General features: G+C 71.7%; 10 protein-coding genes. 2 read left to right on the top strand and 8 right to left on the bottom strand.

Going from position 1 to position 14,901, the window contains the following annotated elements; translation table 11 throughout:
• Positions 1-7 precede the first annotated feature (7 nt).
• From ilvC to K7640_RS03180, 4 genes are all read right to left on the bottom strand, one after another.
• A complete protein-coding gene (ilvC, locus tag K7640_RS03195) occupies positions 8-1,021 on the bottom strand; it encodes a ketol-acid reductoisomerase (RefSeq protein WP_222953171.1) in 1,014 nt (337 codons plus the stop codon).
• Between the two features lie 79 nt (positions 1,022-1,100).
• On the bottom strand, positions 1,101-1,616 hold the full coding sequence (gene ilvN / locus K7640_RS03190) for an acetolactate synthase small subunit (protein ID WP_120726558.1): 516 nt from the start codon (positions 1,614-1,616) through the stop codon (positions 1,101-1,103).
• Positions 1,617-1,618: 2 nt separating this feature from the next.
• The gene (locus K7640_RS03185; protein WP_222953170.1) at positions 1,619-3,505 is read right to left on the bottom strand and encodes an acetolactate synthase large subunit; all 1,887 of its coding nucleotides are present in this window, start codon (positions 3,503-3,505) and stop codon (positions 1,619-1,621) included.
• Between the two features lie 188 nt (positions 3,506-3,693).
• Entirely contained in the window at positions 3,694-6,084 is a 2,391-nt protein-coding gene (locus K7640_RS03180) for a putative bifunctional diguanylate cyclase/phosphodiesterase (protein ID WP_374198048.1), read from the bottom strand.
• Positions 6,085-6,195: 111 nt separating this feature from the next.
• On the opposite strand from K7640_RS03180, the gene ilvD reads away from it, so the two are divergent.
• Entirely contained in the window at positions 6,196-8,043 is a 1,848-nt protein-coding gene (gene ilvD / locus K7640_RS03175; protein ID WP_222953169.1) for a dihydroxy-acid dehydratase, read from the top strand.
• 142 nt (positions 8,044-8,185) lie between these two features.
• Positions 8,186-8,746, top strand: coding sequence for a hypothetical protein (locus K7640_RS03170; protein ID WP_222953168.1), 561 nt, complete (start codon positions 8,186-8,188; stop codon positions 8,744-8,746).
• A 79-nt stretch (positions 8,747-8,825) separates the two neighbouring features.
• Here the strand turns inward: K7640_RS03170 and K7640_RS03165 are convergent, their stop codons facing one another.
• The 4 genes from K7640_RS03165 to K7640_RS03150 form a co-directional block, all read right to left on the bottom strand.
• A complete protein-coding gene (locus K7640_RS03165) occupies positions 8,826-11,270 on the bottom strand; it encodes a glycoside hydrolase family 2 protein (protein ID WP_222953167.1) in 2,445 nt (814 codons plus the stop codon).
• Positions 11,267-12,172 (bottom strand): carbohydrate ABC transporter permease, encoded by a 906-nt coding sequence (locus K7640_RS03160; RefSeq protein WP_222953166.1) that lies wholly within the window; start codon positions 12,170-12,172, stop codon positions 11,267-11,269. The genes K7640_RS03165 and K7640_RS03160 overlap by 4 nt, the downstream gene beginning before the upstream one ends.
• On the bottom strand, positions 12,169-13,182 hold the full coding sequence (locus K7640_RS03155; RefSeq protein ID WP_222953165.1) for a carbohydrate ABC transporter permease: 1,014 nt from the start codon (positions 13,180-13,182) through the stop codon (positions 12,169-12,171). The genes K7640_RS03160 and K7640_RS03155 overlap by 4 nt, the downstream gene beginning before the upstream one ends.
• A gap of 98 nt (positions 13,183-13,280) precedes the next feature.
• Positions 13,281-14,561, bottom strand: coding sequence for an ABC transporter substrate-binding protein (locus tag K7640_RS03150; RefSeq protein WP_222953164.1), 1,281 nt, complete (start codon positions 14,559-14,561; stop codon positions 13,281-13,283).
• Positions 14,562-14,901: the final 340 nt, after the last annotated feature.

The following is a 14,901-nucleotide window of genomic DNA, read 5'->3' as shown; positions in this document are numbered from 1 at the left end:
AACGTCGTCAGGCGGTCTCGGTGATCGGCCGGTCCACCCAGCTCATCATGGCGCGCAGCTTCTGGCCGGTCTCCTCGATCGGGTGCGCCGCGCCCTCGGCCCGCCACTTGGCGAAGTTGGGGCGGCCCGCCTCGTCCTCGGCCACCCACTCGCGGGCGAACTCGCCGGACTGGATCTCGCCGAGGATCTTGCGCATCTCCTCCTTGACCCGGGCGTCGACGACCCGGGGGCCGCGGGAGAGGTCGCCGTACTCGGCGGTGTCGGAGATGCTGTAGCGCATCCGGGCGATGCCGCCCTCGTACATCAGGTCGACGATGAGCTTCAGCTCGTGCAGGCACTCGAAGTAGGCCACCTCGGGGGCGTAGCCGGCCTCGGTGAGCACCTCGAAGCCGGTCTGCACCAGCGCCGCCGCGCCACCGCAGAGCACCGCCTGCTCACCGAAGAGGTCGGTCTCGGTCTCCTCGGTGAAGGTGGTCCGGATCGCGCCGGCCCGGGTCCCGCCGATCGCCTTCGCGTACGCCAGGGCGAGGGCGAAGGCGTTGCCGCTGGGGTCCTGCTCGACGGCGACCAGGCAGGGCACGCCCTTGCCGTCGACGTACTGGCGGCGGACCAGGTGACCGGGGCCTTTCGGGGCGACCATCGCCACGTCCACATCGGCCGGCGGCTTGATCAGGCCGTACCGGATGTTGAAGCCGTGGCCGAAGAAGAGCGCCTTGCCGGGGGCCAGGTTCGGGGCGATCGCGTCGGCGTAGAGCTTCCGCTGGGCGGTGTCCGGGGCCAGGATCATGATCACGTCGGCCTCGGCCGCCGCCTCGGCCGGGGTGAGCACCCGCAGGCCCTGCTCCTCGGCCTTCGGCCGGCTCTTCGAACCGGCCGGCAGGCCGATCACCACGTCGACGCCGGAGTCACGCAGCGACAGCGCGTGGGCGTGCCCCTGGCTGCCGTACCCGATCACCGCGACCTTGCGGCCCTGGATCACGCCCAGGTCGGCATCGTCGTCGTAGTACACCTCAACGCTCATGGACTTCCCTTTCGTACGGCGGCCCGGGCGGCCCGTCGTGGCTCTTGCGGTTGGCGGCGGCGCGCGGGCGCCGTCGGGTTCAGGCGGCGCGCAGCGCGGGACCGGCGGTGATCGACCGCGAGCCGCGCCCGATGGCCACCAGTCCGGACTGGACCATCTCCTTGATGCCGAACGGCTCCAGGTCGCGCAGCAGCGCGTCGAGCTTGTCCGGGGTGCCGGTGGCCTCGATGGTCAGCGTGTCCGGCGCGACGTCGACCACCCGGGCGCGGAACAGGCTGACCGTCTCCAGCACCTGCGCGCGGGCGGCGCGGTCCGCGCGGACCTTCACCAGCAGCAGCTCCCGGGCCACCGACACCTGCGGGTCCAACTCGACGATCTTGAGTACGTTGACCAGCTTGTTGAGCTGCTTCGTCACCTGCTCCAGCGGGGACGACTCGGCGTTGACCACGATGGTGATCCGGGAGACGTCCGGGTTCTCCGTCTCGCCGACGGCGAGGCTGTCGATGTTGAAGCCGCGCCGGGAGAAGAGCCCGGAGACCCGGGCCAGCACGCCCGGCTTGTTCTCCACCAGCACGGAGAGCGTATGCATCGTCATAGTTAGATGTCGTCCTCATCGAAGGCCGGGCGCACGCCCCGGGCGAACATGATCTCGTCGTTGCTGGTGCCGGCGGCCACCATGGGCCAGACCATGGCGTCCTTGCCGACCACGAAGTCGATGACGACCGGGGCGTCGTTGATCGCCATGGCGGCCTCGATCGTGCGGTCCACGTCCTCGGCCGTCTCGCAGCGCAGCCCGACGCAGCCCAGCGCCTCGGCGAGCTTGACGAAATCCGGGATGCGGTGCTTGTGGGTGCCCAGCTCGGTGTTGGAGTAGCGCTCGTTGTAGAAGAGCGTCTGCCACTGCCGGACCATGCCGAGGTTGCCGTTGTTGATCACGGCGATCTTGACCGGGATCCCCTCCAGGGCGCAGGTCGCCAGCTCCTGGTTGGTCATCTGGAAGCAGCCGTCGCCGTCCACCGCCCAGACCACCGTGTCCGGCTTGCCGACCTTGGCGCCCATCGCCGCCGGCACCGCGTAGCCCATGGTGCCGAGACCGCCGGAGTTCAACCAGGTGTACGGCTTCTCGTAGGAGATGAACTGCGAGGCCCACATCTGGTGCTGGCCCACCCCGGCCACGTAGATCGCGTCCGGGCCGGCGATCTCGCCGAGCCGCTTGATGACGTGCTGCGGGCTGAGCGTGCCGTCGGCCGGCTCCTCGTACCCGAGCGGGTAACGCTCGCGCAGGTCGTCGAGCTGGGTCCACCAGTCGCCCAGGTCGGCCCGGTGGCCGGCGGACTGCTCCACCGTCACCGCGGCGATCAGCTCCTCGATCACGTGCCGGGCGTCGCCGACGATCGGCACGTCCGCGTGCCGGTTCTTGCCGATCTCGGCCGGGTCGATGTCGGCGTGCACCACGGTGGCGTCCGGGGCGAACGAGTCCAGCTTGCCGGTCACCCGGTCGTCGAACCTGGCGCCGAGCGCCACGATCAGGTCGGAGCGTTGCAGGCCGTAGACCGCGGCGACGGTGCCGTGCATGCCGGGCATGCCCAGGTGCTGCGGATGCGAGTCGGGGAACGCGCCAAGCGCCATCAGGGTGGTGACCACCGGGATGCCGGTCAGCTCGGCCAGCCGGCGCAGGCTCTCGGTGGCCCCGGCCTTGAGCACGCCGCCGCCGACGTACAGCACCGGGCGGCGGGCGGTGGTCATCAGCCGGGCCGCCTCGCGGATCTGCTTGCCGTGCGGGTGCAGGGTCGGCCGGTAGCCGGGCAGGTCCAGCGTCGGCGGCCAGGCGAAGCTGGTCTGCGCCTGGAGCACGTCCTTGGGGATGTCGACCAGGACCGGGCCGGGCCGGCCGGTGGCGGCCAGGTGGAACGCCTCGGCGAGCACCTGCGGGATCTCCTCGGCGCTCTGCACCAGGAAGTTGTGCTTGGTGATCGGCAGGGTGATGCCCTGGATGTCCGCCTCCTGGAAGGCGTCCGTGCCGATCGAGGGCCGCGCCACCTGCCCGGTGATCGCGACCAGCGGCACCGAGTCCATGTACGCGTCGGCGATCGGCGTGACCAGGTTGGTGGCGCCCGGCCCGGAGGTGGCCATGCAGACGCCCACCTTGCCGGTGGCCTGGGCGTAGCCGGTGGCGGCGTGCCCGGCGCCCTGCTCGTGCCGGACCAGGATGTGCCGGACGGTGGAGTCGTAGAGCGGGTCGTACGCGGGCAGGATCGCGCCGCCGGGGATGCCGAAGACCACGTCGACGCCGAGCGCCTCCAGGGACCGGACCAGCGAGCCGGCGCCGGAGACCGGGGCCGGGGCGGCCTGCCGTACCGCCGGCGGGGCCGGGACGGCGGTGGTGCGCGGGGCCGGGGTGTGCTCGGCGGCGCCGGAGTGCTCGGCGGCGGCGCGGGCCCGGCGGGCGGAGTGGGCGAGGGTCTCGGGCGTGGGTCTCGTCATGGCGGTTGCGACCTTCGACTGAAGTGATGGGGCTGACGCAGGCGGTGCGAGGCGGGTCGGGCCCGCCCCGGCGGGTTATCGGCGGCAACAAAAAAGCCCACGTGCAGAACGCACGGGGCCAGCGCACTCTCGACGAGGGAGAGTGCGCTCAGATAAGTACTCGCGGCGACCACGGGGACGACATGCGGTCAAGCCTGACGCATCTCACGCGATGAGTCAACTGATCCCACATTTTGGTTCACAGACTGCGACGGATCACCCGGACGGGTGCCGTCGGCACGCGGTTCCACCTGCGGAGATCCGCTTCCCGCCGGCTCGCCGGACCGCTGGGCGGGCAGCGCCGGCAGCGGTGCCGGCCGGGCTCCCGGCGAGGTGGCCGCCTCCAGCATCGCCTCCAGGTGCTCGGCCGGTACGCCCCAGCCGAACAGCGCGCCCTGCCCGAACCGGCAGCCAGCGGCCACCACCGCGGCCAGCTCGGTCGGCGTGGTGACCCCCTCGGCGATCACCTCCAGCCCGAGCTGGTGGCCGAGCCGCATGACGATGTCCACCATCGGGGCGAACGCCGGGCCGTCCCGGTCCACGGGACGCACCGGCTCGTGCTCGGCGACCAGCCCATGATCGATCTTGAGGATGTCGATCGGCAGCCGGCGCAGCTGGCCCAGCGACGAGTAGCCGGCGCCGAAGTCGTCCAGGGCGATCCGCACGCCGGTGCGGCGCAGCGCGGTCAGCCGCCGGATCAGCTCGTCCAGGTCGGTGGCGACCGCGTGCTCGGTCACCTCCAGCACCAGCCGCTGGGGCGGTACGTGGTGGGCGCGCAGCGCGTCGGTCACCTGCACCACGTATTCCGGGGCGTGCAGCTCGCGCGGCGAGACGTTCACCGAGACCCAGACGTCGTGCCCGTCGGCCAGCCAGCGGGACAGCTGCCAGCAGGCCTGGTGCAGCACCCAGGCGCCGAGCGTGGCGATCATGCCGCACTCCTCGGCCAGCGGGATGAACTCGTCCGGCCGGACGTTGCCCAGCTCCGGGTGGTGCCAGCGCAACAGCGCCTCGGCGCCGACCGGGCGCACCGACGGCAGCGAGGCCACCGGCTGGAAGGCCAGCCGCAGCTCGTCCCGCTCGATCGCGCCGCGCAACTCGTGCTCCAGCGTGGTGCGCCGGCGCAGCAGCTGGTCGTATGCCACGTCGTAGCGCTCGATCCGGTTCTTGCCGCGCTGCTTGGCGTAGCGCAGGGCCAGGTCGGCGTTGCGCTGGAGCAGCTCCACGTCCGGGGCGTCGGGCTGGCCGGCCACCCCGATGCTGACCGAGAGGAAGACCGGCCGGTCCGGTTGCTCGTAGGGCAGGCCGAGCAGCCCGAGCAGCCGCTCGGCGACCGGGTCCGCCTCGGCCGGACGGCCGTGCACCAGGACCGCGAACTCGTCGCCGCCGAGCCGGGCGGCCAGGTCGCCGGGGCGCAGGTTGCCGCGCAGCCGCCGGCCCACCTCCGCCAGCACCGCGTCGCCGACGTCGTGCCCCCGCATGTCGTTGACGTTCTTGAAGCCGTCCAGGTCCAGCACGAGCAGCACGCAGGGCACCCCGGCCTCGGCGCACCGGTGCAGCGCCCGCAGCAGGCCGCGCCGGTTGGCCAGCCCGGTCAGCGGGTCGGTGTGCGCCAGCTCGCGGAAGTGCCGTTCCCGCTCGGCCAGCCGGTCCGCGTACCCGCGCACGTCGTTGAGGGTGAGGTATTGCCGGGCGACCAGGGCGAAGCCCTCCAGGCTGCCGGCGACGATGGCCGGCAGGGCGAAGCCGCCGCCCTGCGCCACGTGGTAGATCGCCGAGGCGGCCATGCCGAACATCGGCACGAAGGCGTACCCGCCGTCCCGGCCGATCGGGTCGACGTCCAGCTGGCCGGCCGGTCCCACCCGGCGCACCGCCACCGCGCAGGCCGCCAGGGCGGCCGCGGCGACCGCGCCGGCGACGACGACCACCGCCGGCCCGCCGACGCAGAGCGCGCCGGCCACCGCGAGGGCGGCCCAGGTGGCCACCGAGCCGCCCACGCCCAGCAGGGCCAGCCGGCGCCGCGGCGCGGCCGAGCGCAGGACCACGATCAGCGCGAGGCCGGTGGTGAGCGCGGCGCTGACCGAGGCGAGCAGGATCGGCGGGCACCCGTCCGGGGTGGCCCCGCCGAGCAGCCGGGTCGGCTCGGCGCAGAGCACCCAGCCGACGAACCAGAGCGCGGTCGCCAGGACCAGGCCGTCGAGGACCAGCCGGGCGGTCACCGCCCGGGTGGTGGCCGCGCCGGGCAGCCGGAGCAGGCCGGCGCAGAAGGCCAGGCCGCCGAGGGCGCCGCCGGCGGCGATCACCGTGGCCCAGGCCGTACGCATGCCCTGTTGCTCGCCCCAGCTGTCCGCGACGGTGAGCGTGACCACGAGCCCGACCACCAGGCTGACCAGCGCGATCCCCGCCGCGACGGTGAGCAGCAGGTGGGCCCTGCGGTGCGCGCCGGCCCGGCGGCCGGCGGACCGGGCCTGCACGGCGACGGAACCGGCGGCGACCAGCCCGCTCAGCATCGCTGCGGCGACCATGCTCGGCGGGGGCTGCACGCCCTCAACTGTGCCGGATGGGCGCCGCCCGTGGGGCACCGGGTGTGCAACTGTTGGGACACGGGTCGCGCGGGGGCGGCGCCCCGGCCCGACGGTGCAAGACTGGTAGGCATGCCTGAGCTGCGGTCGAAGACCTCCACGCACGGTCGGACGATGGCCGGCGCCCGGGCCCTGTGGCGGGCCACCGGGATGACCGACGACGACTTCGGTAAGCCGATCGTCGCCATCGCGAACAGTTTCACCCAGTTCGTCCCCGGCCACGTACACCTCAAGGACCTCGGTGGCCTGGTCGCCGACGCGGTGGCCGAGGCCGGCGGGGTGGGCCGGGAGTTCAACACCATCGCGGTCGACGACGGCATCGCGATGGGGCACGGCGGGATGCTCTATTCCCTGCCCAGCCGGGAGCTGATCGCCGACGCGGTGGAATACATGGTCAACGCGCACTGCGCGGACGCCCTGGTCTGCATCTCCAACTGCGACAAGATCACGCCGGGCATGCTGCTGGCCGCGCTGCGGCTCAACATCCCCACCGTCTTCGTCTCCGGCGGGCCGATGGAGGCCGGCAAGACGGTGGCGATCGAGGGCGTCGTGCACTCCAAGATCGACCTGATCGACGCGATGATCGCCTCCTCCAACGAGGCGGTCACCGACGACCAGCTCGGCGAGATCGAACGCTCCGCCTGCCCGACCTGCGGCTCCTGCTCCGGCATGTTCACCGCCAACTCGATGAACTGCCTGACCGAGGCGATCGGCCTGGCGCTGCCCGGCAACGGTTCGACCCTGGCCACCCACGCCGCCCGCCGGTCGCTCTTCCTGGAGGCCGGCCGGACCGCCGTGGAGATCGCCAAGCGCTGGTACGACGACGACGACGCCACGGTGCTGCCCCGGACGGTGGCCTCCCGGGCCGCGTTCGAGAACGCCGTCGCGCTGGACGTGGCGATGGGCGGCTCGACCAACACGATCCTGCACCTGCTCGCCGCCGCCCGCGAGGCCGAGCTGGACTTCACCGTCGCCGACATCGACGAGATCTCCCGCCGGGTGCCGTGCCTGGCCAAGGTCGCGCCGAACTCGCCGCAGTACCACATGGAGGACGTGCACCGGGCCGGTGGCATCCCGGCCATCCTCGGCGAGCTGGACCGCGCCGGCCTGCTGCACCGGGACGTGCACGCGGTGCACTCCCCCTCGCTGGCCCAGTGGCTTGCCGACTGGGACGTCCGGGGCGGTTCACCGAAGCCGGCGGCGGTCGAGCTGTTCCACGCCGCGCCGGGCGGGGTGCGCACCACCGAACCCTTCTCCACCGACAACCGCTGGTCCTCGTTGGACACCGACGCGGCCGGCGGCTGCATCCGGGACCTCTCCCACGCCTACAGCGCCGACGGCGGGCTGGCCATCCTGCACGGCAACCTCGCGCCGGACGGCTGCGTGGTCAAGACCGCCGGGGTGCCCGAGGAGTGCCTGACCTTCCGCGGCCCGGCCAAGGTGTACGAGTCGCAGGACGACGCGGTCACCGCCATCCTGGCCAAGGAGATCGTCGCCGGGGACGTGGTGGTGATCCGGTACGAGGGCCCGAAGGGCGGGCCCGGCATGCAGGAGATGCTCTACCCCACCTCGTTCCTCAAGGGCCGAGGGCTGGGCCGGGCCTGCGCGCTACTCACCGACGGCCGGTTCTCCGGCGGCACCTCCGGCCTGTCCATCGGGCACGTCTCCCCCGAGGCCGCCTCCGGCGGGCTGATCGCCCTGGTCGAGAACGGCGACGAGATCGTCATCGACATCCCCGGCCGGTCGATCACGCTCGACGTGGCGCCCGACGTGCTCGACGCCCGCCGGGTGGCGCAGGAGAAGCGCGACCGGCCGTACACGCCGACCGACCGGCAACGCCCGGTCTCCGCGGCGCTGCGCGCGTACGCCTCGATGGCCACCTCGGCCAGCGACGGCGCCTACCGCCGCGTCCCCGAGTGAACGGAGGGGCCCCCTGTTAACGCATTCTGCATAGCAGGGGGCCCCGCTTAACACCCGTCGAACCGAGCATAGATATCGGTCTATTATTGCGGCACCCGGGCACCGTCGCCCGATCCTTCCGTACCACCAACGGAGGTGATCCGTGTCCTGCCGCCAACCCCAACCCGTCTCCCGCCGTCGCCGCCCGTCGGCGCTGCTCCTGGCGCTCGGCCTGCTGCTGGGCCTGGCCGTTCCCACGGCCCTGACGGCCCCCGCGTCGGCTCGGTCCGCAGCACTGGCCGGCGATCCGCTCTGCGTCACCAACGGCTACAGCATCCCGCCGGGGGTCGGCCACCCGGTGGCCGTGACCTGGTCGAATGTCGGCGCCCGGACCACCGCCGGCTACGACTACCGGTACTGGATGAAGCAGGAGCTGACCGGGTCGACCTGGTACTACGCGTCCAGCCTCGTGGCCAAGTGCTCCGGCGGCACGCTGATCTCCAGCGCCACCATCCCTACGACCGACGGATTCGGCACCGTGGCCTGCACCAGCAGCGTCGACCGCTTCCCGACGACGTCCGATGCCGAACGGTACGTCGGGCAGGCCGTCTCCTGGGACCGGGCGTACCTCTACCGGATCACGTTCCGCTACTGGCAGCGGGAGTGGTACTCGGTGGCCACCCTGCGGTGGACCTACGGATCAAGTTTCGTGGTGCGCTGCTAGCCCGAAAGGCGGGGCCCTCGCTGAGGTGTTAACAGGGGCCCCTTGCTATGCAAAATGCGTTAACAAGGGGCCCCTCCTTTCAGTCGTTGACGCAGCGCAGCACCGGGCGGGCGGTGAGCGCCGCCGGTTCGAGCGGCGCGTCGGCCGTCACCGTGAACGTCGCGGTCTCGCCCGGGAGCAGCGTCACCAGCGCCTCGTCGACCTCGGCGGACGGGTCGAGGCGGTCGGGGAAGAGGGTCAGGTCGCGCAGCACCGTCCGCGCGGTCACCCGCACCCGCTGGCCGCCGTCCGCCGGTTCGACCGTCGCGTCCCACTCCGCCGCCGGCCAGTCGATGTCGCGGTCCTCGGCGAAGAACCACAGCGCCCGCTCCGCGCTCTCCCCCGCCTCGGCGACCAGCAGCTCCCGCCGGGCCTCGTCCGGCCGGGCCAGCTCCGCCGGCAGCGCCAGCACCACCGAGGAGTACGCCGGGACGTCGAGGTCGACCGTGGTCTTCGCCCTCGGCTCCCCGGCCAGGGTGCGCCGGGTGACCGTGGCCGCCGCCCGCCACGGCCGCGCGGTCTCGTTCACCGCCACCAGCGCCGGCCCGCCGTCGCGCGGCTGCACGGTGAGCAGCCGGTCGGCGTACGCCCGGCGCAGCGCGTACCACAGGGGTTTGCGCCGGCCGTCGCCGTCGATCGCGGACCAGGAGGTGACCGGCCAGCAGTCGTTGAGCTGCCAGACGATGGTGCCCATGCAGACCGGCCGGTGCGACCGGAAGTGTTCCACGCCGAGCGCGATGGCCCGGGCCTGGTTGAGCTGGGTCAGGTAGTGCCAGTCGTCGAAGTCGGCCGGCTCCGGCAGGTGCGCGTCGAGCCCGCGTTGGAGCTTGCGGTCGCCGTCGATCGCCTTCTGGTGGTGGGTCATGCCCGGCGAGTCGTGCGCCAGCGGCTCGTCGGAGATGGACCGGCGCAGGGTGGCATACGCCGGGGGCGCCTGGTAGCCGAACTCGGCGACGAACCGGGGCACGTACTCCCGGTACTTGGTGTAGTCGTCGTCGTTCCACACGTCCCAGATGTGCATGGTGCCGTGCGCCGGGTCGTTGGGGTGGATGTCCTCACGCCCGGACCACGGGCTGCCCGGCCAGTACGGGACGGTCGGGTCGAGTTCGCCGACGACGCGGGGCAGCAGGTCGAGGTAGTAGCCCCGCCCCCAGGTGCGCCCGGCCAGCGGCCGCTGCCAGTCCCAGTCGTGCCAGCCCCAGATGTTCTCGTTGTTGCCGGTCCACAGCACCAGCGACGGGTGCCCGGCGAGCCGGGTGACCTGTTCCCGGGCCTCCGCCTCGACCTCGCCGCGCAGCGGCTCCTCCTCCGGGTACGCGGCGCAGGCGAAGAGGAAGTCCTGCTGCACCAGCAGCCCGAGGGTGTCGGCGAGCTGGTAGAAGTCGTCGGACTCGTACCGGCCGCCGCCCCAGATCCGGAGCAGGTTGATGTTCGCCCCGGCCGCCTGCGCGAAGCGTCGCGCCAGCCGGTCCCGGGTGACCCGGTTCGGGAAGGCGTCGTCGGGGATCCAGTTGACGCCCCGGACGAAGACCGGCACGTCGTTGACGTGCAGCGTGAACGGGGTGCCGTGCGCGTCGGGGGTGGTGTCGAGGCGTACCGACCGGAAGCCGATCCGGCGGGACCAGCCGTCGAGGACCCGGCCGTCGGGGGCGCACAGGGTCACCTCGAGGTCGTACAGCGGCTGGTCGCCGTACCCGATCGGCCACCAGCGGGCGGGGTCGCGGACGGTGAGGGTGGCGACGGCGGTGCGTTCCCCCGCTCCGACGGTGACCTCGGCGTCCGCGCCGCCGACCGCGGCCCGGACCACCAGCGGCCCGGCCATAGCCCGCTCGACCTCGACGTGCAGCTCCACCCGGCCGGTGTCGCCGGCCATGGTGACCAGCGGGCGGACGGTGGCCAGCCGGGCGGTGGACCAGCCGTGCAGGCCGATCTCCTGCCAGATGCCGGCGGTCACCACCGTCGGCCCCCAGTCCCAGCCGAAGTTGCAGGCCGTCTTCCGGATGAAGTTGAACGGCTCCGGGTACGCGTTGGGCCGGTCGCCGAGCCGGTCCCGCTGCGCCTCGGCGTAGCGGTACGCCGAGTCGAAGCGGACGCTGAGCAGGTTCGCGCCGGGCCGCAGCAGCGCCCCGACGTCGAACCGGTAGCCCCGGTGCTGGTTGGCGGTGCGGCCGACCTCGGTGCCGTTGAGGGTGATCGTGGCGACCGTGTCCAGGCCGGCGCAGACCAGGTCCACCCGGTCGTCGTCGCCCGGCGGCCGGTCCACCGTGGTCTCGTACACCCAGTCGGTGCGCCCGATCCAGGTCAGCGCCGTCTCGTTGTCGTCCAGGTAGGGGTCGGGGATCAGGCCGGCGGCCAGCAGGTCGGTGTGCACCGATCCGGGCACGGTGGCCGGCACCGAGCGGCCGGCGATCTCCGCCGGCACCTGGGGACCGGGTACGGCCCGCAGCCGCCAACCCTCGTGCAGGGTGTGTCGGCTCGCGCTCACGCCTTCACCGCGCCTTCCATGATGCCGCGGACGATCTGCCGGCCGCCGATGAAGAGCATCACCAGCAGCGGGATGGTGGCGACGAACGCGCCGGCCAGCACCCGACGGTAGATGACGTAGTTGCCGCTGGCCAGGTCGGAGATCGCCACCATCGAGGTCGGGTAGTCGGTGCCGCTGAGCGTGATCAGCGGCCACTGGAAGTCGTTCCAGGTGGCCACGAAGGTGAGCAGGCCGAGTACGGCCAGGGCGGGGCGGATCGCCGGCAGCACGATGTTGGCGTACACCCGCATGGTGCTGGCGCCGTCCATCCGGGCGGACTCGACCAGCTCGTCGGGGACGCTGTTGACGATGAACTGCCGCATGTAGAACACCCCGAACGCGGTGACCAGGCCCGGCGCGATGACGGCGAGCAGGGTGCCGTTCCAGCCGAGCTTGCCCATCACGATGTACAGCGCGACGATGCCGAGCTGGTTCGGCACGGTGAGGGTGAGTACCACGAAGACCATCAGCGCGTTGCTGCCGCGGAAGCGCAGCTTGGCGAAGGCGAAGCCGGCCAGCGAGCAGAAGAACAGCACCGACGCGGTCACCACGATCGACACGATCGCGCTGTTGACAAGCGAGGCGGCGAAGTAGACGTCCTGGAGGGAGAAGACCTCGCGCAGGTTCACCAGGAACCGGTCGCCGGGCAGCACGGCCGGCGGCAGCTTCGCCAGCGCCTCGTCGGTGCTGGTGGCGATGACGAACATCCAGTAGAGCGGGAACGCGGCGAACAGCATGGTCACCGCGAGCAGCAGGTACGTCCCGATCCCGGCCGGGGTGTCCTGCGGCGCCCGTCCCAGCAGCGCCGCCCGACGCCGCCTGACCGGGGCGGCGGCGGGCGGCGGCACGGTCACGGCGGTCATTTGCGCCCTCCGGAGAGTCGGTTGGTGAGCAGGAAGTTGATGCCGGCGACGATCAGGATGATGAGGAACAGCGCCCAGCTCATCGCGGCGGCGTAGCCGAGGTTCAGGTCCTTCCAGCCCACCTTGTAGATGAGTTGCGCGATGGTCTGCCACTCGCCGTTCGGCCCGCCGCGCGCGTTCTGCGCGTTGAGGTCGAACAGCATCGGCTCGGTGAACAGTTGGAGCCCGCCGATGGTGGACAGCACCACGGTGAAGACGACGATCGGCTGGATCATCGGCACGGTGATCCGCCACAGTTGCCGCCACGGGCCGGCACCGTCGATCGCGGCGGCCTCGTAGACGTCGCGCGGGATGGACTGCATGGCGGCCAGGTAGAGCAGGGCGTTGTAGCCGATCCACTTCCAGTTGACCATCGTGGCGACGGCGATCCAGGAGTGCAGCTTGTCGGCGCGCCAGTCGATCGGGGTGTCGCCGCCGCCGATGCCGAACAGACCGAGCCCCCAGTTGGCCATGCCGAAGTCGCGGGAGAAGAAGACGCTGAACACCATGGTCGAGGCGACGATCGGGGTGATGTAGGGCAGCAGCATGCCGACCCGCCACCAGGTCTGCGCCCGCAGCCTGCGGTTGAGCAACGCGGCGACCACCAGGGCGAGCAGCAGTTGCGGCACCGAGGAGAGCAGGAAGATGCCGAAGGTGTTGTAGAGGGCGTTCCAGAAGTCCTCGTCGCCGAAGAGCCGGGTGAAGTTCGCCCCGCCCGCCCAGTACGGCAGCGTCGGGTCGTCCAGCCGGTAGTTGCGCAGCGAGACCACGCCGTTGAACAGCAGCGGGAACAGCCCGAAGACGATGAAGAGCAGGAAGAACGGGGCGATCATCAGGTACGGCATGTAGCGCACGTCGAAGCGGTACAGCCGGTTGCGCCAGGTCACTCGCCGTTCGTCGGCCCCGGAGCCGCCGCGCGGGGACGCGGAACGGCGGCCGGGCGGCGCGGGCGCGGCACGCGTGGTGGACATGGGAAACACTCCAGGGCCGAAGAGTCGGTGGGTACGGGGGCGGGTGCCGGCGGCGGAGCGGGACAGCGGGTCCCGTTCCGCCGCCGGTCAGCGGCCGGTCAGGACTTCTGGGCCTTCTCGGCGGCCTTGACCGCCTCCGGCCACGCGGCCTCCGGCTTCAGGGTCTTGTTCTCCACCCGGCGGATGACGTCCTCCACCTCGACCCGGGTCGGGCCGTTCTTCTTGCCGAGGTACTGCGGGGTCAGCCCCTGCGCCATCTTGGGGAAGATCTGGCCGACCGGGGCGTTGTTGAAGAACGGGTTCTTGAACTCGGCGATCGCCGGGTCGGAGTAGAGCGCCGGCTGGGACGGCAGGTTGCCGACCTGCTTGAAGATCTCGATCTGCTGCGCCGGCTGCACCAGCCACTCCAGCAGCTTGTACGCCTCGTCGACGTGCTTGCCCTGCTTGGGGATGGTCAGGAACGAGCCGCCCCAGTTGCCGCCGCCGCCGGGCACCGCGGCGATGTCCCACTTGCCCTGGGTGCCGGGGGCGGTGTCCTTGATGTGGCCGAGCATCCACGCCGGGCAGGCGAGCACGGCGAAGGCGCCGCTGGTGAAGCCCTTGTCCCAGTCCGCCTGGAAGCTGACCAGGTTGGCCGAGAGCCCGGCCTGGATCGCCTTGACGGTGTAGTCGAAGGCGACCTTCGGGCCCTGCTCCATCTGGAGCTGTTCCTGCTCGTCATAGAAGCCGACCTGCTGCTGGCCGAGGATCGGGTTGAACAGGTTGGTGCCGGCGTCGATGAACTTCTTCTTCGTCTTGCCGGTGTACTGCTGGCCGACCTCGATGAACTTGTCCCAGGTGGGCCAGAGGGCGGAGACCTGGTCCCGGTCGGTGGGCAGGCCGGCGGCCTTGAACAGGTCGGTGCGGTAGCACATGGCCAGGCCGCCGACGTCGGTGCCGAGGCCGATCTGGGTCTTGCCGTCGGCCGACAGCGACTGCTTCCACTTCCAGGGCAGGTACTTGCTCTCGTAGTCGGCGGCGCCCTTGTCGAGCAGGTTGACGAACTTGTCGGACTGGCTGCGGAACTGGACCATGAAGCCCTCGTCGATCGCCGCGATGTCCGCCGCGCCGTTGCCGGCGACGAGCTTCTTCTGCAGGTCCTCGTGCTGGGCGTTGTACTCGCCGGAGTTGAGCTGGATCCTGACGTTGGGGTGTTCCGCCTCGTACTTGGTCTTCAGCTCGGTCAGCCCGAAGTCCCCCCAGAAACTGATCTTCAGTGTGACCGTGCCGTCGGAGCCCGAGCCGCCGGTGGTGCTCTTGCCGCTGCACGCGGCGACCAGGCTCAGACCGACCGTGCCCACGGCGACCGCGCGGGCCCACCGCGCCCAGGACCGTTTCATCTCACCCTCCGAACAGATGGGAACGCTCCCGACATCGAGAAGCGTTGACTGAACCGTGTAAGTGGAGCCACCGTACGGTCGGCCTCCCGCAGTGTCAACGGCCGGTTAACTCCGTGGCCGTGCCGTAACCGCCCGGACCGACTGGGAGCGCGACCATGCGTGGTGGAGCGCTTTTTCGCGCAGTAGTGAACGGGCACCGCCCGCAGCGGCGGACCGGGCAGGCCGTACGCTTAACCGCGCAAGTCACCGTCTCGATCAACACCGAGCGGGCCTGCGCTAGCGTGAGTGGCCGCCGGAGACCCCGGCGGCGCGACCGACCCGCCCCCGGAGGGGCCGGACA

Source organism: Micromonospora sp. PLK6-60 (genome assembly GCF_019890675.1).
Classification (GTDB): Bacteria; Actinomycetota; Actinomycetes; order Mycobacteriales; family Micromonosporaceae; genus Micromonospora.
Note: the sequence above shows the minus strand (reverse complement) of the source record. Positions and strands in the feature narration are given on the sequence as shown.